Here is a 23,949-nt window from a genome sequence, read left to right on the forward strand (position 1 = left end):
CAGTTATTACACCGGTTTTTGAAGTCTGACCGTTTGAATTGCTTACTGTAAGCGTTACCGTGTAAGTTCCTGCTGAGGAGTATGTGTGTACAGGGTTCTTGTCTGCTGAATTAGTTCCGTCTCCGAAATTCCAGCTCCATGCTGTAGGAGTTCCTGTGCTTTTGTCAGTAAATAAGACATTTAGCGGCGCATTCCCTGAAGTAACATCGCTGCTGAAGTCTGCAATAGGGATTACAGGCTCGGGTACAGGCTCAGAGTTTTGAATAACAGTTATTACACCGGTTTTTGAAGTCTGACCGTTTGAATTGCTTACTGTAAGCGTTACCGTGTAAGTTCCTGCTGAGGAGTATGTGTGTACAGGGTTCTGGTCTGCTGAATTAGTTCCGTCTCCGAAATTCCAGTTCCATGCTGTGGGAGTTCCTGTGCTTTTGTCAGTAAATAAGACATTTAGCGGTGCATTCCCAGAGTTAACATTGCTACTGAAGTCTGCAACAGGGGGTACAGGCTCAGGCAAGTTAGAAGCATGTGTAAGAGGCAGGTCATCTGAATATATGCTGCCCGGTATACTGTACGCGGAATCGGAAATTCCATCCCCATCTTTATCCACCGCGGTATCGGAAAAACCCGTTCCATCAGGTTTTCCCCAGTAGTTCCCGCCTATATAAGGTCCATCAATGATATTTTTGCCTGCGGTTTTCGCGGTATTATAAGAGTTTCCAGTCCCGCTTTTAATTGTCATTTTGGTGTTATTGAAGTAGTTGTTATAAATGCGGTTATTGTCGCTCAGGCCGCAAACATACATGCCGTAATCACTGTTCGAAGTAACAGTGTTGCCTGAAAGGGTATTGCCATCAGAGGAACCAACATGGATGCCGCGGATGTCGTTAGACACCGTATTTCCGGAAATGGTATTGCCGCTGGAGCTCCCAAATACAATTCCATACACCCCGTTATTTGTAACTGTATTTCTCGAGATGGTGCATCCTTTAGAACTCTCTAGATAAATCCCACGCCCGTTGCTCATGAGCTTGTTGTTCTCAATTATACAGTTCTTGCATCCTTTAAGATGGATTCCTGAGTAGCTGGACCCGCTAGCTCTAATAGCTTGAATTCCGCTAATTTTTACATTATCTGCCTGTATGGAAATTACATTTACTGTTGAACTTTTAGCTTTAATTATTGTATTATCAGGGTTTCCGGACTCAGACCTGATAGTGAGGCCACCTGTAGATATTTTGATATTTTCAGTATAGGTTCCGGGTTTTATGGTGATTATATCACCTGAACTTGCATTGTTTACGGCAACCTGTATTGAATCGCCTGACTGGACAATTATCTCAGCTGCAGTTCCGATTCCAACACATTGTATCAAAATTAGAAAAGCAATTAGTAAAACGGTTAATTTATTTCGAATTTCGAATTCCTCCGTCCATTCAAGAAAGTTAGGGGGTGAAATATGGATGAAATTCCATCTATCAACAATTAACTTAAATCTCCTTAAAAATTTATCAATGTACAAATTTAACAATAAATATTTTGTAACTGAATTAATTATGTACACACCGGATTCTTTATATTAAACATTTTTATTAAATTGGAAAACGCGTGAAACAATATAAATATACTGATTTGGATTAATACTTTTAAATAGATATAAAAAAGAATGTTTACAGAAGAGCAAAGAATATTCAAATTGTAAGACTATAGTCATTCTATTTTACTCAATTAAGCAGCTTCCTTTACAACCTCAGAAGAGGTCGAAGTCTTGAGAAATCCGAATAAAAGATTTTCGAGATAAAATGCGGATCAGATAAAATGCGGATCAGATAAAATGAGGGTCAGATAAAATGAGGGTCAGATAAAATGAGGATAAAAGATTGGCAGAAACTGAAAATGTAGAAAAACAAGATGAAGGAATGAAAACCTTCATCAATCATTTTTCCGTATCAAAACCTGATACTTAACTTTTGATTTGACTGCCTTTTTTTGTATTCTTTTAGCTTTTTTGCTTCCTTTTATGCAGGAAAATAGCGGACATGCATATTATCCCATATCCTATTTCGAATCCGGGAGCCTTTGCGTCTTCTCCCTGCCCGGAGTTCGGTTCAACTTCTTCCCCTATACTTTTCATATCTTCTTCTGCGGCGCGAGTTTCCTTTTCAGGCTCCGTTTCTGTTGAGTCTTCTTCGGAGAGGCTTTTTGCCTTACCTGTTATTACGAACGAAGAAAATGCCGGAGTTTCGGCTGTGAAGTACAGGAATTTGTTGTCTTCCTTCAACAGACTGACTGGCAGACGTTCCCACTTTTTGTTGTTGTACCTGTTGAGGATGATCGAATCCTTATCGATCTTTTTATCCTGTATCCAGGATTTTTCAACCTTAAAACAGATGACCGGGTTTTCGATGTTGTTTGAGGTTGCAAACCCGCTGTTTCCTACCCAGACATTAAAGGACCTGTAGACCTCGCCGACAGGCAGTTCGGAAACCAGGACAGATTTTCCTTTCAGCTCCTCAACAATCGTTGTGGTTTTTCCAGCTGTCTTTTTTGCATCGAAGCTCACATAAACAACACAGGTTGCATCCTTCGTGAAATCAAATTTTACAGCTTTTCCGTTTGTAATGAATACCTGTGAAAGTTCTTTGGTTTCAACGTTTCTTGCAGGTTCAGGGGAACCTCCGCTGCCGCTGCTACTTCCTCTACTGGAGCTGCTACTCCCGCTGGAACTGTTAATTTCATCGGGGTTGTTATTCCCACTGGAACTGTTAATTTCATCGGGGCTGTTACTCCCACTGGAACTGTTAATTCCCTCAGAGTTGTTACTTCCACTGGAGCCGCTCTTTTCCAGTACAGTTATTGAAGCAGTTTTTGAAACTGTGCCGTTCTGATTGCTTACTGTCAGCTTAGCGGTATAAGTCCCTGCGCTAGTATACTCATAAACAAAGCTTGCTTCTTTTGAGTCCTCGGTTCCGTCATTGTTAACATCCCAGCTCCTCGATGTTGCATTTTGTGACCGGTCAGTAAAGAGGACCGAAAGAGGGGCATTTCCGCTGGTCGTATTTGCCTTGAAATTTGTGGCCGGGAGGACAGGGTCAGGCCCGGTCCCTGGGGTTACCAGGGGAAGGTAGTCAATAACACCATCTGCTATCTGGTATGCTTCTTCAGCTATCCCATCGCCGTTAGTGTCCGGGTGGGTCTGAGAGAAACCATCTCCAGCAGGTGTTGCCCAGTAGTTCCCAGCTATATAAGGACCATCTATGATGTTTTCACCTGTGGTTTTTTTAGTGTTTAATTGGGGGCCACTACTGTCATATAATTCGTCTACCTGCAGGTTCACGTTATTTGAGAAATAGTTGTTGTAAATAGTTGCCTGTTCGTCGATTATGTGGATCCCGATACCACAGTTTTTGAATGTATTCTCTGTGACTACGTGGCCGCCGCCACCCCACGTAAACTCGATACCTGCATCACATTTTTGAAATGTATTTCCTGTAATTTTATTATTCCAGCTGTCATAAGTGTGCACTCCTACCGAGCTCCCTGTAAAGAGGTTATTCATTATCGTCTGATTTCCATACAGGTAGCTGTTACCTATACTTACCCCACAGCCTTCAAATCTGTTATTCCTTATTGTGCACTCTATGCCACCCTGGTCAAAGCCTACTCCCTTCGTGATCGTCAGTCCTTCTATACGTGACTGCCTGTATATATCAAAGCCGCCAACCGAGGGATATCCCGAAGCTCCTTTTATTGTTACAGATGTGTTTACTTTTATTAGTTCATCCGGATAAGTTCCTGGATTTACTATTATAGTGTCTCCGTCAACTGCGTCGTTTAGTGCAGCCTGTATTGTCTCATAGTCTGCGGATCCGTCATCGTCCACATAAATTGTTGCAGCTGATGCGCTTCCTCCTGCAGACAGATAAAGTGCAAGGACTACTACAAATAAAAGGATACCATTTCTTTTTGTTTTCCACACAATAAACCCCTCAAAATATATTTTTGCGTTTCATTTTAATTTATATTACGAATTCTCAATTCTGATTATTGTAATATGCTCCTGTCTGGCGGTGGCGTTGTTTTTATAGTATATAAACAAAGCTTTCCGTCTTACTTTTGATTTTTAATATGTATTAGTTTTACAGAATTAGTACTGTTATATAATATTAACTAATTTTTCTTATATTATATCAATAGTTTTCTCTATTTTTTCTTACTGTCTATGTTTCTTACTAAAAATTCTAATATAATTCCGTAAGTAATCCCTCATTTCGAAAGTCGTCAGGAGATTAAATAGTAATCCGGATATTAACTTGAAATAAGAGGATGAGAATGACATAGACTCTGAGGGGCCATAAAAAAGGAACTGTATTCTCGCTCGAAAAATTGCATTTTGAGCCGCGAATTACGCTTGAAACTGTGAATACAGGATTAACTCAAATATGATGAAGTCAATATTTAATGAAAGTAGGCTGGAAATCTAAAAGAAGATAGACAACATTTATTATCCATCTAAACAAATCATACAATACACACCGGGGGATAAAAATATGGGCGTAGAAGATACCATTAAAGAAATTGCAGGCGAACTTGAAAAAATTGCAACTACTAAAACTGTCGTCGGAGATCCTATTACAGCTGCCGGAAAAACAATCATTCCTGTTTCCAAACTTACCATGGGGTTCGGAGCTGGAGGCGGGGAAGGCAAAAAAGATAACGAATCAGGGTACGGAGGAGGCGGAGGCGCAGGTGCGAAGATCGAGCCTGTTGCTTTTATTATGCTCTCCGAAGATGAGGCAAAAATCTTCCGGATTTCTGAGAAAAACGATGTAGGGTCACTCCTCAGTTCGCTTCAGGAAGTCGTGCCTGAAATTTTGGATAAGTTCAAAGGCATGACCGGCAAACATAAAAAAGAAGAGAGTCCGGAAGTCGGCAAAACGGAAGTTAAAGAGCATATGGAACCCGAAGAGAAAGAGGGCAGTTCCCAGTAAATCCCTCCGGGTTAAACCTTTTTATGGGATTTTCCATGAACCAGAACTAAAGGTCAGGGTATTTAAGATAGTCAGGACTATCTTTTTCCCTCAACTTGTTTAGCATGCTTGTTATCTACCTCTTCCTTCTGATTTTTCTGCTCGTTTTATTCATACTTTTTACAGCGATAGGCCTCACTTTCAAGCTCAAGGTTCTGAGTGTGGAAGAAAAGAAAGAGCTGGGAGGAATATTTACTGTAAAATGGCTGTTTTTTTCCCATACTTTTTCAATCAAAGAGCCTAAGGAAAAAAAATTCCTTCCTGAAGAGCCGGTTGAAGAGGAAATGAAAAAAGGAATTGGAGTGGAAACCGGAACTCCACAGGTTAAAAAAAGGCCTGAACAAGCTGAAAGCAGAAAAGAAGACAATCTAAAAGCAGAACTCAAAATGCAGATGGAAAAAGATAGGGAGCCTGGAGAAAAGAAACCTGAAGAGGAAACAGTAATTATTGAGGGTAAAGAGAAAATTGAAATTAAAGAACAGGCTGAAGGCAAAGAGAAAATTACGGTTGAAGAATGGGCTGAAGGCAAAGAGAAAATTACGGTTGAAGAATGGGCTGAGGGCAAAGAGAAAATTCCGATTAAAGAAAAAACTGAGGGCAAAGAGAAAAGAGGGATATTTGCCCGGATAAGAAGGAAAAAAAGAGCTGGTACGGAAGGTGAGGTAGAGGCAAAGAAAGGAATGACCACCCGGGAAAAACTTCACTGGGGTCTGGAAGCTTACAAAGCCCTTCGAAAACCTCTGTTACGTCTGTTTTCCGATATGTTTAACGCAATAAAAATCAAAAACCTGAAAGCTGACCTTACTTTCGGTCTTTCCGACCCCGCAGATACAGGGATGCTTTGTGGGGTTATACATACTCTTCTTGGAACAGTTTACAGCCGCTGCCGGAGCTGTAGTTTTTCTGTATGTCCTGTGTTTATGGAGTCACTGCTGGATTTTCGGGGGAGTGCGGAGATCCGTATAAAAATATATTCACTGATTTTTCCATTCCTTAAATTTATATTTAACGGGAAAACTTTATCTTTTACTTATTTGATTGTTAAGGAAAAACTTCGGAGTAGTTCGAAGGTTAACTCCTAAGCTTTATGAATAAGCAATGAGGATACAGATGAATATGATTAATGTAATGTCACCATCCAGACTGCATCTTACCCTTATTGATCTCAATGCAGAGATCGGCAGGGTCGATGGGGGGGTAGGAATTACTCTCGAGTCACCAAGCCTGGAAATTTCGGCAGCTGAAGCGGATGTTGTCGAAGTGGTGGGGGATTCTCTTCTCGCAGGCAGGATGTTAAAAGCAGCAAAAGCTGTGCTTCCTGAAGGGAAAGGCATCAGGATTCATATTAATAGGGATCTTTCTGACCATGTAGGGCTTGGCTCCGGAACCCAGGCTGCACTTTCTGCCGCAGCAGCTGTAAATGAAATTTACGGGCTTGGAAAAAGTGTCCGGGAACTCGCAGTTGCTGTCGGTAGAGGCGGGACTTCCGGAATCGGGGTTGCTGCTTTCGAAAGTGGAGGTTTCATCCTGGATGGGGGGCACAAATTCAGGGATAAAGGTGCATTTTCTCCTTCCGCGGCCAGCCGTATGCCTCCAGGGCCCGTGCTTTTCAGGAGGGACTTTCCTGATTGGCATATTGTCCTTGCAATTCCCAATACCAAAGGTGTCCATGACGCAGAAGAAGTCGATATTTTCAAAAAAGTCTGTCCCATCCCTCTTAAGGAAGTCCAGGAACTCTCTCATGTAATTCTCATGCAGATGCTCCCTGCGCTAATCGAAGAAGATCTGGAAAGTTTCGGCAGGGCAGTCAACCATTTCCAGACTGTGGGCTTTAAAAAGCGGGAAGTTGAACTTCAGCCCCGACCTGTACTCGATGCCATGAAATATATGCAGGACAACGGAGCCAGTGGTTCAGGAGTCAGTTCTTTCGGGCCAGTAGTCTACGGGATTGTCGGAAGTCCGGGAGAAGGCAAAAAACTCCAGAAAGAAGTCCAGAGTATGCTGGATGAATCACTTGGTGGAGAAGTACTGCTTACAAAGGCAAAGAATCGGGGCGCGGATATCTTCGGAGGCTCCAATTGAAAATCAACACCTGGTTTGGAGTCCTTGAGATAGGCAGCAAAGGAGAAGTCCTTGCCTCTGACTCTTTTCCAAAAGATATAAGAGAGCTTGCACTCCGTTCCCTCTCTTTGAGGGACAGCAGGCAGAATCTTCCTCCCGAAGGTTTTGACCTGAAAGCTGCAGCTATCGAGTGCAAGTTTGTAGATTCCCTTTCTGAATATTATTCCCTTTTACATGAAGTCACGCTGGAAGCTGCAAAACATCAGGTCTCAGAAGCTCTTACCCCTGACCAGCGCATAGTTCAGGCAGTAGAAGCCCTGGATGACATCAATGAAACCACCAACTCCCTTTCGGAAAGGCTTTTTGAGTGGTACGGGGGCTATTTCCCCGAAAGCGGGCTCAATGGGGAAGCTCTTGCGCTTTTTATTGTAAAATACGGCTCCCGTGAAAATGTTACTCCCGATGATCCTCTTTACTTAAAAGCCAGGGATTCCATGGGTGCAAAACTCGAAGCTGCAGATGAAGTGCTCCTTAAAGGTTTTGCAGAGAACGTATGCAGTCTCTATGAACGGCGGAAGCAGATCGAAGCTTACATCGAGAGCAGTATGGAAATCCTTGCACCCAACCTGACCATAACAGCGGGGCCCATGCTCGGGGCAAGGCTCATAAGCATTGCAGGCAGCCTTGAAAAACTTGCTGCTTTTCCGTCCAGTACTATTCAGGTTATCGGGGCCAGCAAGGCCCTCTTCAAACACCTCCGGGAAAGGGCTCCGTCCCCAAAGCACGGGATAATCTACAGCCATCCCCTTGTCAATACCTCTCCATGGTGGGTGCGGGGAAAAGTCGCAAGAGCTCTTGCAGCAAAACTTTCCCTTGCCGCTCGAATCGACTTTTACTCCGGGAAAATAGATCCTTCTCTGCCAGAGAAACTGGAAGAAAAAATCCAGAAAATACGGGCTTTAAACCCCAGGCCTCCACAAAAAAGGCCGGAAAGTGGGGCAAAACCAAAGAAAAAGAGGAGGAAGTAAATGACTGACGTAAGGAAGCTTTCCGATGGGATTTTTGAGGTTACGAAGGGCAAAAAGCAGCTTGCCACAAAGAACCTGGACCCGGGAAAGACTGTTTACGGAGAAAAGCTAATTCCGGTTGAAGGGGTCGAGTACCGTACCTGGGACCCTCGCCGGAGTAAGCTTGGAGCCATGGTCCTCAAGAAGTTCAATATCCCCCTTAAGGAGGATTCAAAGGTGCTCTACCTGGGGGCAGCTTCAGGTACAACGGTCAGCCACGTCTCTGATATCGTCTCTGAAGGGGCAGTATACGCTGTTGAATTTGCTCCAAGAAGCATGCGCGACTTCATAGGGCTTGCTTCCCGGCGCAAAAACATTTTCCCTCTCCTTGCTGATGCGGGAAAACCGGACAGTTACGCCCATATTGTTGAGCCTGTAGACCTAATCTTTCAGGATGTTGCCCAGCCCAATCAGGCCGAAATCGCTGCAAGAAATGCTGCACGCTTTTTGAATGAAGGCGGGCATCTCCTGCTTTCTATTAAGGCTCGCAGCATCGACACTGCGGCAAACCCGAAGGAAGTCTTCACGGAAGAAGTAAAAAAGCTTGAGCAGGCTTTCGAACCCAGATTCGAAATCCTGATGGCCAGGGATCTTATGCCTTACCATGAAGATCACCTTGGAGTTCTGGCAAAGTTAAAGGAGTGAATCCTGCTCTTCCGGAATGCTGAATTTTTCGGAAATTCGTGAACTGCCCCCAGGCTAAAACCCAGGGGGTTTACGCTTCTTTTTCTAAACCCTCAGCAGGAAACCCGTTAAATCTTTAGATCTAGCGAGTAGTTGGCTTGATCAGGATTCTCTGAATGGTAGTATAAGTTACTTTCACAGAGGCTATTTTCATGGAGATTTTTAATAAAAGCTGCTCTGGCTGCTTCATCTCCTTATATTCACAAGCAGCCTTTTTTTCGTGACCGGAATTAGCTTCTTCCACTCGACGATGGCATCTTCGTAAAACTTATATTCGTCTACAGTTTTATCCGAGAATTTGCCGTCCACCTCATATACATAAAAACCCTCTTCCCCGTCCGTAGAGACAACTTTTATCCTGTCTCCCATTTCCCTTACTTCGACAGCGGCTACGTTTTTCAAAGCTTCAAGCAGACTCGTACCTTCCTCTACCTCAAGCTTCCTGTTTTCTGCAAAGCGGTCCAGGAAAGAATATACATTGTTCAGTTTTATGCTTATCATATGAGTATTCCCGAACTTTTTTCTTTCTATAAGTTCGGCTTTTTCCAGGATTTTTACATGTTTTGCAGCTACGGGCACGGAAATCCCTATTTCCCTAGCAAGGCCGGAGATATGCTTATCCCCTTCACTCAGAAGCTCGAGAATAGAAAGACGGGTGTCGCTTGAGATCGCTTTGAGTAGGTTTTCTCCGCTGCCGTTCATTCCTGAATCCCTCTAATTCTTACTACCATGATGGTCCTGTATTTTACCTCCCTTACTTATAATTATTGCCTCCTCTAAAACAAGTAATGTATATTATCACATCCTTTAATTGCTTTTTTTATCTATTTTTATAACAAATTTACTTTATTTACTGTTCCTTACTTTTTACCATTTAAAAAAACATCTCTGTTAACAGAGTGAATTATTGCATAATTTTTGTTAAATTTTGCTTTTTATTTGTTATTCACTCTGCGCAATCTTATTTTTAATGGATTTTATATTAACTCACTTTCATAGCGATTACTTAACTTTTTTAATTCTTTATCGTCCGCTCTCGCGACGGGGTGCCTGAAATTTAATCTTTAGTTCAAAAAATGTTATCAATCGGCACTTGTTACCCCAAAGGATAACGAACATTACCCAAAAACCAGTTTTTATTTAATTCTACTATAGATGCTCAGAAGGTACTATGGACTCTTCTACGTTGACTGTTATTGGAATTTTAATCGGTATCCTTATCTTCGGGATTAAAACTGGATTAGGTTGTGGATTTTCAAATATCACTACGCGGGAAATTCTTACAATTGCTGGCAGTTACTTTTTTCTTGCCCTTTTATTCGGAAGCGTTGCTGATCACATAAGCCTGGATGCCTTTGAGCGTCTTTCTGCAATGGGTATGGGAGTTCATGTTCTCGTCTCCCTACTCCTTATAGGGGCCGGGATTTACACCCAGAAAAAGTGGAATTCAGGAAAAGATGTTTCCAGACACACTTTCCTGGCTATATCCATGCCCTGTCCGGTCTGCCTGGGAGCTCTTGCGGTATCCTGTATGCTGCTTTCAGAAAGTCTCAACTTTTCCGGGATAAAAATAGGGTTTCTTGTAGGAATTGCTTTTTTTACTGCAGTGGTAGCTTCTTCTTTTCTTTTCAGGTTTGGGAAGACCCGGCTGGGAAAGACTCCCGAAACTATGGGAAGCGCCATGATGCTTCTCGGAATTTATTATCTTTTAGGGGCTCTGCTCATCCCTGCATATATGAAAACAAAACAGATGCAGCTGGCTCCTATGGCTCCGGGAGAATCAGGCATTGTTCCCCTTCTGGCTTTCGGGGTCTTAGTCCTTGCAGGTTTTTTCCTCGGCCATGTGAGGTCTAACCAATGAGCAATATGGATTTGTTATCACAGACGATGTACATATTTTCATCGGCTCTGCTGTATCCGGTAATGATACTTCTGACTATTCTTGTCTTTGTTTCCCTTATCCAATTAGGAGAATTCCTTTCTGAATATTCGAAAAGGAACAGGGACCGGAACACCCTGGAAATTGGTTGCAAAAAAATACGGGACAGTCTTCCTAATTCGGCTTTTTCGGAAGCATCAAGGGCTCTTGAGAGTCTAAAACAAAATTACATGGTCACGTCCTTTGCAAGAGAGGCTGCAAAATACCTCGAAGAGCAGAATTTTCCTGCAATCGAGAAGCTCTCTGAGGAATACGAGATTAAAATGGCAAAACGCCTTGAAAACACGAAGATCAGTTCAACGGTTGCCCCTATGCTCGGACTTATGGGAACGCTTATTCCGCTGGGACCTGCCTTGATAGGGCTTTCACAGGGAGACCTTGAAACCCTGGCACAAAACCTGATGATAGCCTTTGCAACTACCGTTGTAGGGCTCTTTTCTGCCGGAATAGCTTATGTGCTTACCCAGGTAAGGAGGCGCTGGTACTGGGAGGATATGTCGGATATTGATTACATTCTGGACATAATCGAGGAGAAGAGCGGAAATTGATCACTCTCTTAAAAGGAGGAATACTATGCGAAAATCCCGACGGTACAGGCGAACCGGAATTTTAAATGACCCCGATGAGCAAAACCCCATGACCGGGGTTGCCAATCTCTTTGACGTTGCAATGGTCTTTTCAGTTGCGTTACTGGTAGCCCTTGTGATGTCTTACCATCTCCCTGAACTTCTGAGTTCGAACGAGGATATTACAATTGTAAAAAATCCCGGAGCTGAGGATATGAAGATAATTATCAAAGACCAGGGGAAGCCCATAGAAGTCCTGAACATGACTAATAATATCGGTGGGGGTACAGGTGAAGCTCTGGGGACTGCATATAAGCTGGCTGACGGCAGAGTGATTTACGTCCCTGAAGATTCGGAGGGTAATGGTACCTCTGCTTCAACCGATACACCCGCTTCAACCGGTACATCCGCTTCAGATTAATTTTTTTTCCAACGACTTACGTAAGTTTTATTTGTTGTAGCCTGAATCGGTGTAATTTACCTGGGATTCCGTAAAAAGAAGTTTTAAATTCGTATGTGAAACGCGGTGTAAATTAAAATCGCCGTATTTTTTTAGCTGACTCCGAATCCAATTTTTTAAATTCGGCTGAATTGCAAACTTTTGGAATTAATTTATCTGATGAGCCCGGAGGTCTGGTTATTTTTTCTCACAGAGTGCTCCAGGGTTCATGATACATTGTATGGGGATAAATATGCAAGAATATTCTATAATGATATCGATTTCAGTTCTATTGTTTTTGACCTCTTTGTCAACGATTCTGTATTTCTGGAGCCTACCCAGGATTCAGGAAAAAGAAGTTTTAAATTCGTATGTGAAATGCGGCGTAAAATAAAATCGCCGTATTTTTTTCTTTTTACCTGATTCCAAATCCTATTTTTTTAAATTAGGCTTATTCCTGGCTCTTTTTGAATTAAGGTCTGTTTTCCATTCTAAATTAAATAAAAATACTCTCTTCTCCCTATTTTACCCGAATGGCTAACAATCGTGAGCCAAAAACCGTGTTTTATGTATTTTATTCCCTAATGCTCCGAATGTTGAAGGTATTAAACAGAATCGGCTGCCCTGTATTTTTTTGAAAGTTCCAGGGTTGAGTTATACGTCCAAATCGAGAACTTCCGCTCTCAATCTGAAAACTCGATGGCTGTTTCTTTATAAGTTCCGAAAATTAATAAACTTTTAATCAAAAATCGACTAGTGGGCCAGGCATCCTGGTTATTTTTCTGCCGGGGTGCTCCAAGGGTTCATGATACATTGTTTGGGGATAAGATGCGTACGGCACAAAGTAGGTTACTGGTTTTATGTGCAGTGGTCCTTTTACTGCTTGCACAGAATGTATCGGCTGATGATAATCAGGTAAATATTACTTTTATCTGTTATGATGGAAATGCTTTGAATGTAGCAGAGCAGTCCAATCCATACAATGCAAGTATAAATGTAACGTATATTTCGGGGTATTCCGACTTTACTAATACCACTTTTGAAAACCAGGATGTAATATTTACTTATATGCTCTGGTCTCAGTTCAAAGATATCGGGGATGACCTCGAAAGTGCTCATAAAAATGGGACTGCACTCATAGACATTACCTCTATGATGGATCCGACATACATCAACACCTCAAGTTATGATAAGATTCTTGCCGGGACCAAACCATACAATTCTACCGAAGAAAAGTACTTCTACAGCATGGGTCCGAAAGGAGTCCTGCGAGAAAATACCGAAAATTTCCTTATCTATCTCGCAAAAACTTATGGAAACAAACCAGAGCTTACGGATAGCTGGGTTTATCAGGACCCGATCGAATTTCCTGAAGCAGCGCTTTATCACCCTGATGCCCGCTCCTCCTTAAATGAATCCAAACCTGACTGGTTTGAAAACACCACCGATTACCTTGATTGGTACTCGAATGCAACTGGCACAAGTGGGCCACAACATATTTTCGATAAGAGCAAACCCACCATAGGGATCTGGTTCCACGCTTCTGATTATACGGCTGACAACCTTGAAGTCATAGACTACCTTATCCGTGATCTAGAAGGAAAGGGCTGCAACGTAATTGCAGGTTTTGAAACTTTTAATGATATTCATAATTTTTACTTTGATGAAAATGGAGAACCTCTTGTCCAGTGTGTAATTTCTCTCAAGAGTTTCCGGTTGAATTACGAGGATCCTGATGCCGGTGTACAGGAGCTTGAAGACCTTGATGTTCCGGTCTTAAGAGGCATGGTAGTTTCAAATCCTGCCGATTCTACAGACGTAGCTGACGGCAACAGGGGCATTCCCAGCAGTGAGGTTGTGTACAAGACCCTGCTTCCGAGTATTGACGGGATTTTTGAGTACATTGTAATAGGGATTGATAATTACGACTCCGAAACCGGGGAAAGCAGCTACGAACCCCTGCCTGCTCAGGTTGATTGGATGGTCAACAGGTCGATAAACTGGGCGGAACTGAAGTTAAAGGACAACCAGGACAAGAAAGTTGCTGTAATATACTACAACTACCCTTCAGGAAAAGATAACATCGGGGCAAGTTACCTCAATGTTACTCAAAGCATGTTCGACCTTCTCAATGAGATGAATGAAACCGGGTATGAAGTCTCCGGAATTCCGGATAACAGCAGCGAACTCCTGGAAATGATGCAGGCACAGGGCATCAATGCCGGTTCCTGGGCTCCCGGCGTCATGAACGAAATGGTGGAAAACAGGACTGAATGGGGACTGCACCTCATACCCATGGAGACCTACAAAGAGTGGTTTGAGTCGGAAATTCCTGAAGATCTGAGGTCTCAGGTAATACAGGAGTGGGGAGAACCCTGGGCTGAAGACCTTCCTCAGAATAAGACCCTCATGATCTATGAGAACGAGACAGGGCAGTATATTGTAATCCCTTCCGTACGTTTCGGAGATGTCTGGCTCATGCCCCAGCCTGCAAGAGGTTTCCTGCAAAATGACGACACCCTTTATCACAGCAGCCTTGTGCCACCTCCGCACCAGTACATAGCTTTCTACCTCTGGCTGAACCATGAATGGCAGCCTGATGCAATCATTCATATGGGAACTCACGGTACGCATGAATGGCTTCCGGGTGCTACTTACGGTATGAACCGGACTTCCGATTGGGCGCCTTTACTGCTGCAGGACCTTCCAAACATCTATCCTTACATAGTTGCAAATGTGGGAGAAGGGCTGACCGCCGAGTACAGGGGCAATGCCCTGATTATCGACCACCTGACTCCAACCCTTGAACGCAGCGGGCTTTATGGGGAATTGCTTAACCTTTCAATCAGTGTGGAGCAGTATTATGATCCTGGAATTTCTGCACAGACAAGGGCAGGGTACCAGACAGCCATAATCGACCAGATAATCGCACTTAACCTGGACGTTGACCTGGGAATCGAGAATGCGACTGCGCTTCGGGACTATAATGAAGAGGAGTTTACTTCTTTTGTAAAAGATGTCCTGCACGAGTATCTGGAAGATGTGGAGGGAGAAAACATTCCTTACGGGATGCATGTCCTTGGCAGTGTGCCCTCCACAAACCTGACAGACCCTGAAAAAGACGAACTTTCCGGAATGGTAAGGTCCATGCTTGGAGGAGACTTCGAGGACAACGTCACTGCTGCCTTCTATCCGGAATCTGTTTACCCTCTCGGGATTCCATCAAATGATACGAAAGTTAACAGGCTTGTCTGGGAAGTCGTGACCAATAATACGGAGGTTTCAACGGCTCAACTTGACGTTTATGGGTCAACAAACAGTTCTGTTACATTTGATCTTGAACAGGGGCTGGAGTATAGAGATCGGCTTCTTGACAGTGACGTAGAGATTGACAGAATCCTTTCAGCCCTGAACGGAGGCTTTATCCCTCCCGGGCCGGGAACGGATCCTGTTATGAACCCGGATGCAGCACCTACGGGGCGCAACTTCTACGGTATTAACTCAAAACTCTATCCTTCAAAGGCAACCTGGGAGCTCGGAAAATCCCTTGCAATCCAGCTGCTTGAGGACTATCACGATAAGTACGGAGAATATCCGGAAAAGGTTTCATTCTCAAGGTTCGGGGTAGAGTTTATCCGCGACCACGGGACTCTGGAAGCCGAAGTGCTTTACATGCTCGGGGTACAGCCGGTCTGGAACGAGTACGGATATGTAACCGGGGTTGAGGCTATCCCTGAAGAGGAGCTGCTGCCTAACTATGATCCGGCAAAGCCTGGAAGGCCAAGGATTGACGTTGTATATACAACTGCGGGTATGAGGGACGCTTTCCCGGATAAGATCAAAATGGTAGATCGCGCTGTGAAACTTGCAAGTTCACTTCCTGCCGGAAACTATCCAAACTACGTAAACGACAGCGCCCTTGCAATATATGATTCCCTGCTTGCGGCAGGATATGACAATGAAACCGCAACCAAGCTCTCCACAATGCGCTGCTTTGCAGTAATGGACGGGACTTATGAAATAGGGGTCTCAAACGCTATCAGTGCAAGCGGGAGCTGGGACGACGAAGCGACGATTGCAAATGTATACCTGGACAAGATGGGGTATGCTTATGGGGAAGATTTCTGGGGTATCAAATCCAGGGAACTTCTTGAAGGCAACCTGAAAAACGTTGAAGCCTCCGTACATTCTGACTCTTCAAACCTTTACGATACTCTTGACAACGACGACTTCTTCCAGTACTTCGGTGGCCTGAACCTGGCAACAAGGCATGTCAGGGGAGACGGAAGAACTCCCGAGATGTACGTTTCGGATACCAGAGACCCTGAAAGGGCTCAGATGGCAGGAATGGGGGAGTACCTTAGCAAGAACCTGAGGTCCAGGTATTTCAATGAGAAGTGGATTGAAGGGATGCAGGGCGCCGGGTATTCAGGTGGCAGGATGATGTCCGAGTTCGTAAACAACCTTTTCGGCTGGGAGGTCAGCGATCCTGATCTTGTGGATGACAGCGTCTGGGAGCAGACATATGAGACCTATGTTAATGACCCCTCCATGAAAGAATGGTTCAAGCAGAACAATCCAGATGCTTACCAGTCGATAACAGCCAGAATGCTCGAAGCTGTCAGGCACGAATACTGGAAACCTTCGGACGAGGTTATCGAAAGCCTCGCAAAAGAGTATGAAGAATCGGTGGCTGAAAACGGAGCTTCCTGCTGCCACCATACCTGCGGAAACCCCCTGCTTAACGAGTTCGTAAGCGGGATGGTATCTGTCCCTGGCTACTCTGAACAACTGAACGCAGCAACCCAATCCGAAACTCAGGAAGCCGCAGAAGAGACCCAGAGAAGCAGTAGTAGTAGCAGCAAAGGGCATCAGACGAGCGTTGCCGAAAAACTCAACCAGACAACCAGAGCAAACTCCGAATCCGCAGAAAGCAATCAGACTGTTCAGGATTCAGATGCAGGGTATGGTGTTGATTCTCCCGAACCTGTTCCTGATGTCCAAAAGGCCTCTGACTCCGATTATGTTGAAGGCTATGAGATGCAGAAAGATCCGGTCGAAGAATCCGAAAATGGAGGCATGTCCTTCTCGGGATCTGATATTTTCGGGATTCTCTTCGTGATTGTAGCAGTGGGGGGAATTTACCTGGGATTCCGTAAAAAGAATATGTAAAATACGATGGAAGGAGAGCACTTTTCATTCTGTGTTCTTTTCCTTTCCTTTTTAACCCTCTTTTTTATTCTCTTCCTTTTTTATTCTCTTCCTTTTTTATTCTCTTCCTTTTTTCAACTCTTTTTCGGGAAAGGCCGCTCTTCTGCATCGGGCGTTACATGAATAACATGATAAAGCGAATGACGTTGCACTGATTAAAATATTCGGGATCTAATTCTCTTTTAAATAATGTCCAATATGTAACGGTAGACGATCGTTAATTTCTCTATTTTTGTTATCTTTATGGCTAATAACTATTATCCAAAATCGCAGTTTTTTATGTAAGTAAAGTAAACTTGCGTTCAAATAATCTGATATGTTTGTGTTTTGAGGTGAACAGTTGACAATTTATTGAGGCTATAGCTATCTAAAACATCTTTCAATATTCACATTTGAATGGTGTTTTTCTCTAAATTAATTAGTAAAGTTTACTTTTGTTGTTGATTTGCGGTGTACTTTTATTTCTCTGTAGATCTGATTTGCCTTGTCTGCCGGCGGAGATCTAAAGCTGAAATTTAGGAGTTTCCTGCAAGCAGCATACAGAATCAAGATCTTAGTAATTTTTTACACAGTAACATATTTAATTATTCTGGAGTAGGGATTATGAAAGAACAGTTGAATAACAAAAGAAACCCTCTTAATGAAAGAATTAAAGCTTCCGGATTGATAATTTTAATCCTTTTAATGCTGTTTTCTACTTCTCCGGCAGCAGGAAGTGAAGCCATCCAGTATGAACTTGTTGCCAACACTACCAGTGATGCTGAAGGCAACTACCTGCTTTCCGGGATTCCCGACGGAAACTATACGCTTGTTGCTCTTTACAACGAGGACAAATGGCGCCGTGCCGATGAACAAATACAGGTGCAGGGCACGGATCTTTCGGTAAATCTTGATACCTCAAGCAGGGATATCGATGCAAATGAATCCCAGGCTCTTCTTGACCTCCCTGGCAGTGGGGTTGACCTGACGGGGAGTGCTGCAATCAGCGGGCTTACCCGGCAGAAAAAGATGGGTGAAGACCCTGTATCTCTGGGTTTCACAGACGTTCTTTTGTTAAGGGAAGTGGTAAAAGAAACCCCTAATAACTCCGTCACAGGCCAGCATCTGGATATTGCCATCGTGACCGGGTACCGGAGCCATGAGCTTCCACTCAAGAACCTTGCAGAGGAGGTCAACACTAACAGCGGCCTGAACCTTTCCCTTAGTTGTTTTATGGCTGACTACGTGATGGAAAATAACGTTGACCTGAGCGGGATGGACATCATTTACATCAACATGCTCAGCCCCTCAACAGCCCAGAAGCTCACACCCACTGTGGATATGGCGATTGCTAACGGGTGTGTGGTTATTGACGATGACACTCTTCTGAATGAGAGCATCCCGCTTTCTGCAGACCAGATCGAGGGCTACAGGGAAAAGCTGAACAATTACTGGCTTAACGGAGCTTATGACCAGAGTAACCTGAAAAACCTTGTATTCTGTATCTCCAACGACTGCTGCGGCAGGTCTGACCTCCTGTATGAGGACCCTCACACTCTTCCTGAAAGGGCGATCTACCACACTAATATGACCGGTTACTTTACCGATTCTCTGGATACCTACCTTGCCTGGTACTCTAACAGAAGCGACGGGGGGCATGTCTACGATCCGGCAAAGCCCACCGTTGCAATTACCATGTACCAGAGTTATTTCCCCTTCCAGATTGAGCCCATCGATGCTTTGATTTCAGAACTGGAAACCAGGGGTTACAATGTTATTGCCACTTACGGGTCCGATTCCCTTTCCTCTGGAGACTTTTTCAAGCAGGGGGATGATGTCCTTGTGGATGCAATTATTTCGTTTACTTACTTTGGCAACAAGTTTGATGCTGAAGGGCTCGATGCGCCTGTAATCAACGGCATTGTTAACAATTACATGAACAGGACCGAGTATGAAGCCAGCAGCAACCCGCTTCCTGCAGATAAGATGATGAAGCTCGATTTGCAGGAACTCTGGGGGGCTATTGACCCGGTAATAATGGCTTCAACGGAACTGGACGCGGAGACCGAGACCGAAGTGTCAGTTTCCATAGACTATCAGGTGGACTGGCTCGTTGACCGCGTCGAAAGCTGGGTGAATTTAGGGGAAATTCCGGAATCCGATAAAAAAGTTGCTATAATTTATTATAACCACGGAGGGGGAAAGGATAACATAGGGGCTTCCTATCTCGATGTCGTCCCCAGCATATCCAGCCTGCTTGGCGCTATGGCTGCCGACGGATATGACCTGAATGAAAGCCAGGTCCCTAACCAGACCGAACTCCTTGACCTGATGCTTACTCAGGGTATTAACATAGGGACCTGGGCTCCGGGGGAACTTCAGAAGCTGGTTGATACAGGCAAAATAGTTCTCGTCCCGGAAAGCACCTATGAGGGATGGTTCTCTGAGCTCCCTCAAGAGAGGCAGCAGAAGGTCATTGATCAATGGGGCCCGGCACCCGGGAAGATCATGGTCTGGGCAAACGAAAGTGGAAAATATCTCGTAATTCCCAGAATCGAGGTCGGAGATAATGTGCTTCTGGCTCCGCAGCCTTCAAGAGGCTGGCTTGATGACAATAATGCTCTCTATCACGACAAGGACCTGCCTCCTCACCACCAGTACATTGCATTCTACCTCTGGCTTCAGCATTCTGAGGAAGAAGGTGGATTCGGCAGTAATGCCCTGGTTCACTTTGGCAGGCACGGGACTCAGGAATGGCTGCCTGGCAAACAGTTCGGACTTTCGCGGTATGACTGGCCTTCCCTTATGATCGGGGATTTGCCTGTGATTTATCCTTACGTTATGGACGGGCTTGGAGAAGGCAATGAGGCAAAGCGCAGAGGAGGGGCAGTCATCGTCGATCACCTTGTCCCTCCGATTATTTCAGCAGGAAGTTATGGGGCTTACGCAAACCTGAGTACAGCTATCCAGAACTATGAACAGGCAGTGGCAGACGACTCTTTGAAATCAGCCCACAGGTCTGAAGTTTTAAACCTGACCCGATCCCTTCACCTGGATGAAGAATTCAACATGACAGAGGCTGAAAACAACGAGAATTACTTTAATACAACTTTCCTGGAAGGGCTCGAAGCCCTGCTGGATGAGTACAAAAGCCAGTCAATGCCTTACGGGCTGCATATCCTGGGCACAAGCCCTAAAGGAGAGCAGCTTGTGGGTATGGTAAATTCAATGCTCGGTGCCGATTTTACTGATTCTGTTCACGAATTCAATGAAACCGAAGGTGCCCAGCTCTATCTGCTGGACCTGGTCCTGAACCGGGGGGTCAATTCCACGGATGCTCAGATGCAGGTGCTCGGGACAGGCAATGAAACCGTCAATAACTTCCTTGCCAGTGCGGAAGAATATGCTGCAAACCTGGCTCTTGGGGAGGAGGAAATCTCGCAGGTCCTCAATGCTCTGGATGGCAGGTTCATCCCCGGAAACCTGGGAGGTGACCCTGTTAGAAACCCTGAAACTCTGCCTTCGGGAAGAAATTTCTATGCTTTTGACCAGCGGATAGTGCCAACAGAAGCTGCCTGGGCACTTGGGCAGGAGATGGCTGACCAGATGCTTGATGCCTATGTTGCCGAGCACGGGACATACCCGAAAAAGGTAGCTTACATTCTCTGGGCCGGGGAAACCACAAGGCACGAAGGAGTTATGGAGGCAGAGATCCTCTACCTGCTGGGGGTCAAGCCTGTATGGAAAAGTGGCAGGGTAGTTGATGTGGAAGCTATCCCCATGGAGACCCTGGGAAGGCCCAGAGTTGATGTGGTGATTCAGATCTCAGGCCTTTACAGGGACATGTATCCTGACAAGGTGCGCCTGCTGGACAAAGCCGTAAAGCTGGCTTATGCCCAGGAAGATTCTCCCAACTATGTCCGGGAAAATGCTGAAGCTCTGAAAGCCTCTTTGATGAGTGAAGGTTCCCTGAATGAAAGTGATGCCCTGGACCTGGCCCTGTTAAGGATTTTCGGGTCTTCGGACGGAGCCTACGGTACAGGTCTTCCCAATGCGATCGCTGCAAGCGATACCTGGGAGAGCAACGATGTGCTTGCGGACCTTTACATCAGCAAGATGTGCAACGCCTACGGAGAAAACGTCTGGGGTGAAAACCTGAGGGGCCTTTTCGAAAAGAACCTCGCAGGGGTTGAAGCCACAGTGCACAGCCGGAGCACGAACCTCTACGGGACTCTGGACAATGATGATTTCTTCCAGTACATGGGAGGCCTGAATCTCGCAGTCAGCTCCGTTTCGGGAGGAAAGTATCCGGATTCTTTTATCACGAACATGCTGACCGGAGGAGATGAGAAGGTCGAAACTCTGGGACAGTTTCTCGCAAGGGAAACCTATTCCCGTTATTTCAACCCGAAATGGATTGACGGTATGCAGGGGAACGGCTATGCAGGAGCCAGGGAAATGTCAGATTTCATTGAGAACCTCTGGGGCTGGGAAGCCACAAACCCTGATTTGATCAGCGATGAAATGTGGAATCAGGTATATCAGACATATATGGCAGACCAGGAGCTTCGCGAATGGACCCGGCAGAATAATCCCTATGCATACCAGTCCATGACCGCCAGGATGCTGGAGACTGCTCGCAAGGGCAACTGGGATGCTTCGGACGAGGCCCTTGAAAGCCTGGCCGCGGAATATGCAGAGTCCGTGGTCGAAGACGGGGTCACCTGTTGCCACCATACCTGCGGAAATCCCCTCCTCAATGGCTACGTATCGGGCCTGGTTTCTGTGCCCGGTTTCAGTGAAGCAATAGAACAGGCTACACAGGAATCTCTTAAACAGGAAGTGCCTGAAAAACACAGCAGCAGCAAAGGGCATCAGACGAGCGTTGCCGAAAAACTCAACCAGACTGCTAAATCAAACACCGAAGAGCCTGCCAGCAATCCAACTATTGCGGAGAATGATGCCGGTTACGGAGTGGATTCTCCTGAACCTGCACCCGAGGCGAGAGCTTCTTCTGACTCTGATTATGTTGAAGGCTATGAGATGACGAAAGAGTCTGTTGAAAACGAGGAGGAATGGGGAGGCATGTCTTTCTCCGGTGCCGACGTTTTCGGGATCATTTTCGTGCTTGTAGCAGCCGGTGGGATCTACCTGGGGATGCGGAAGAAGAATATGTAAATGAGATCTGAAAAAGGGTAATCCCCTTTTTCTTTTTCAGATAAATTCGAAATTTTTATTCTTTAGTTTGATGATTTTTTATTTCTTGTTTACTGATTAGCTGCGTTGATTTTTTGTTCTTTTTCAGTTGTTGTTTCTTCTTTCTTTTCTTCAATCTCTTTTATGTAGGGCTTAATATCCAGCACAGGTGTCCCGTTGATTGCATCAAGGCCTTTTACATGGAGGATATTACCTTCTACTTTTAAAAGCTCTACAATTGTAAGCCCTATACCGTTAGGGCGATAAGGGCTCCTGCTGGCAAAAACTCCCGAAATTTCCCCGTCATAGCGGCGGCGGTGGATTAGTTTATATCCTTTTGATTTGCTGAAATAAAAGAGGATATACAGTTTTTCAAAGTCTTCTATCCTGTAAAGCCCCTCTACCAGGTCTTTCTTCAGGATGATTTTTGAAACCTGCTGGTAGATCTCTTCATTATACTCCGGCTCAAGGTAGTCATTCTCAACATAGCCTATAGGATTAAACTCGACTTTTTTGGGAATTTTCTCCGTATTTTCATTCATCTTTTGCCTCAAAACAGGAGATGCAGACAATTTCCCCCTTTTTCACCCTTCCCAGGGGTTCCATAAAGCCTTCTCCGCACTTGCTGCATATAAGGGTAGGATAGATTATGGCTTTTTCCGGAGGCTCGATTTCCACTTCACGGACCCATAAAAGTTCTTCTTCTGGCATTTCCAGAACTCTCTGGCTTTTTGCTTCGTGTGAAACCCTAAACTCCTTTGCCTCTTCAGGGCTTGCAATGCCTGCCCTCAGTTTTGCGAACAGCGCAGTGTGCTTTTCGTCCTGGGGGAGTACGTCGGGTTTCAGGGAAATTCTCAGGGCTTTTTTATCCCCTCTCTTGAAAAATGTATATACATGCTTTCCGTGTTCTTTAAAGATGAGATTTCCTTTTCCGCAGGTACAGCCGTTTATTGCCTGAATCGCGTCCACTGCACATGACCGGTTTTCCACAACTGCAACAAGTTCTTCATCTTTGCTCCTGTCCTTGAAACGTTCTGCAGCCAGCATAGCCACTCTGTACCCTATAGAAAGGCCGGGGCAGACATGTCCGTGGAACTTTACAGCAGTATCAAAATTAGCGTCATTGAAATCCAGGTTTTCAGCTCCTACTTTTATTATTTTTCCTGATCTATCAAATTAATTTAATTAACCCGTTTCATATTCTCTGACTACTATTTATAAATTCTGTATTTAATTCTTATTACAAAAAAAGTCTGAAGTATTAATTGCAAATCAATCAATTGCAAATCAATCAATTGCAAATCAATCACTTGAATTGTTTTAAAAACTGTATAATTGTGATGTACCTCTACATCTCTGTAATCTTTTACCCTAATGTTCTGCAGATGTAAGATAAGCCGAGAGTCCGCACGATGTTTTTATTTCTTGTTTAATATAACTATATATTTGCCGTTTTCCGTTCTTGAATTTGTCCGCCTCTATATGGTTGATATTTTTGAATAAAATATAGCCTGAGAGAGTAAAAAGGCCAAAAAGATAAAAGCACAGATAAGAGGCAAAAATTGGGAAGAGGCAAAAATTGGGGAAGACAGAAAAACCAGCAGGAGTGTAAATTATTCCGGAAATTAATTATTTTTAGTCATTTCGTAAAAAAAGTTCAGGCTTTAGATTATTTTATAATTAGGATAATAGGGACCGTAATTTTCCGTCCGAAGGTCCCTACTGATGATCCAACCCCGTTAGACTGAGAGTAAACCCTTTAACCCTCAATCTCTATCAT

15 protein-coding genes are annotated in these 23,949 nt (G+C 44.4%); 10 read left to right on the top strand and 5 right to left on the bottom strand.

What is annotated here, in order from left to right:
- The coding region (locus EO95_RS04765; RefSeq protein WP_048132642.1) for a NosD domain-containing protein at window positions 1-1,372 on the bottom strand (1,372 nt) is incomplete at its 3' end.
- A gap of 624 nt (window positions 1,373-1,996) precedes the next feature.
- Window positions 1,997-3,976, bottom strand: coding sequence for a PGF-pre-PGF domain-containing protein (locus EO95_RS04770; protein WP_048132644.1), 1,980 nt, complete (start codon window positions 3,974-3,976; stop codon window positions 1,997-1,999).
- 571 nt (window positions 3,977-4,547) lie between these two features.
- Here EO95_RS04770 and EO95_RS04775 point away from each other — a divergent pair.
- The 5 genes from EO95_RS04775 to EO95_RS04795 all read left to right on the top strand — a co-directional run bounded on the left by EO95_RS04775 (window position 4,548) and on the right by EO95_RS04795 (window position 8,800).
- Complete coding sequence (locus tag EO95_RS04775; protein WP_048132646.1) at window positions 4,548-4,988, top strand: GerW family sporulation protein; 441 nt, start codon at window positions 4,548-4,550, stop codon at window positions 4,986-4,988.
- A gap of 200 nt (window positions 4,989-5,188) precedes the next feature.
- Window positions 5,189-6,109 carry a DUF2953 domain-containing protein gene (locus EO95_RS04780; RefSeq protein ID WP_235282865.1) on the top strand — a complete coding sequence of 307 codons (921 nt, stop codon included), beginning with the start codon at window positions 5,189-5,191 and terminating at the stop codon, window positions 6,107-6,109.
- 34 nt (window positions 6,110-6,143) lie between these two features.
- Window positions 6,144-7,109 (top strand): beta-ribofuranosylaminobenzene 5'-phosphate synthase, encoded by a 966-nt coding sequence (locus EO95_RS04785; RefSeq protein WP_048132751.1) that lies wholly within the window; start codon window positions 6,144-6,146, stop codon window positions 7,107-7,109.
- Complete coding sequence (locus EO95_RS04790) at window positions 7,106-8,116, top strand: NOP5/NOP56 family protein (protein WP_048132649.1); 1,011 nt, start codon at window positions 7,106-7,108, stop codon at window positions 8,114-8,116. The genes EO95_RS04785 and EO95_RS04790 overlap by 4 nt, the downstream gene beginning before the upstream one ends.
- Window positions 8,117-8,800 carry a fibrillarin-like rRNA/tRNA 2'-O-methyltransferase gene (locus EO95_RS04795; protein ID WP_048132651.1) on the top strand — a complete coding sequence of 228 codons (684 nt, stop codon included), beginning with the start codon at window positions 8,117-8,119 and terminating at the stop codon, window positions 8,798-8,800.
- 225 nt (window positions 8,801-9,025) lie between these two features.
- On the opposite strand, the gene EO95_RS04800 is transcribed toward EO95_RS04795, so the two are convergent.
- Window positions 9,026-9,541 (bottom strand): winged helix-turn-helix domain-containing protein, encoded by a 516-nt coding sequence (locus tag EO95_RS04800; RefSeq protein ID WP_048132653.1) that lies wholly within the window; start codon window positions 9,539-9,541, stop codon window positions 9,026-9,028.
- A 469-nt stretch (window positions 9,542-10,010) separates the two neighbouring features.
- On the opposite strand from EO95_RS04800, the gene EO95_RS04805 reads away from it, so the two are divergent.
- The 5 genes from EO95_RS04805 (at window position 10,011) to cobN (ending at window position 22,151) form a co-directional block, all read left to right on the top strand.
- Window positions 10,011-10,700, top strand: a complete 690-nt coding sequence (locus tag EO95_RS04805; RefSeq protein WP_048132655.1) for a DUF2162 domain-containing protein — start codon at window positions 10,011-10,013, stop codon at window positions 10,698-10,700.
- Window positions 10,697-11,326: a MotA/TolQ/ExbB proton channel family protein gene (locus EO95_RS04810; protein WP_048132657.1), complete on the top strand. Its 630-nt coding sequence runs from the start codon at window positions 10,697-10,699 to the stop codon at window positions 11,324-11,326. Before EO95_RS04805 ends, EO95_RS04810 begins: the two co-directional genes overlap by 4 nt.
- 25 nt (window positions 11,327-11,351) lie before the next feature.
- Complete coding sequence (locus EO95_RS04815; RefSeq protein ID WP_048132658.1) at window positions 11,352-11,765, top strand: DUF2149 domain-containing protein; 414 nt, start codon at window positions 11,352-11,354, stop codon at window positions 11,763-11,765.
- Window positions 11,766-12,611: 846 nt separating this feature from the next.
- Entirely contained in the window at window positions 12,612-16,955 is a 4,344-nt protein-coding gene (locus EO95_RS04825; RefSeq protein WP_048132753.1) for a cobaltochelatase subunit CobN, read from the top strand.
- Window positions 16,956-17,597: 642 nt separating this feature from the next.
- On the top strand, window positions 17,598-22,151 hold the full coding sequence (gene cobN, locus EO95_RS04830; protein ID WP_048132662.1) for a cobaltochelatase subunit CobN: 4,554 nt from the start codon (window positions 17,598-17,600) through the stop codon (window positions 22,149-22,151).
- An 89-nt stretch (window positions 22,152-22,240) separates the two neighbouring features.
- Here cobN and tsaA read toward each other — a convergent pair whose 3' ends face one another.
- Window positions 22,241-22,711, bottom strand: a complete 471-nt coding sequence (tsaA, locus tag EO95_RS04835; RefSeq protein ID WP_048132664.1) for a tRNA (N6-threonylcarbamoyladenosine(37)-N6)-methyltransferase TrmO — start codon at window positions 22,709-22,711, stop codon at window positions 22,241-22,243.
- Window positions 22,704-23,327, bottom strand: coding sequence for an FmdE family protein (locus EO95_RS04840; protein WP_327037143.1), 624 nt, complete (start codon window positions 23,325-23,327; stop codon window positions 22,704-22,706). Before EO95_RS04840 ends, tsaA begins: the two co-directional genes overlap by 8 nt.
- Between the last annotated feature and the right edge of the window lie 622 nt (window positions 23,328-23,949).

The sequence above is a fragment of the Methanosarcina sp. 1.H.T.1A.1 genome, from assembly GCF_000979295.1.
Classification (GTDB): domain Archaea; phylum Halobacteriota; class Methanosarcinia; order Methanosarcinales; family Methanosarcinaceae; genus Methanosarcina.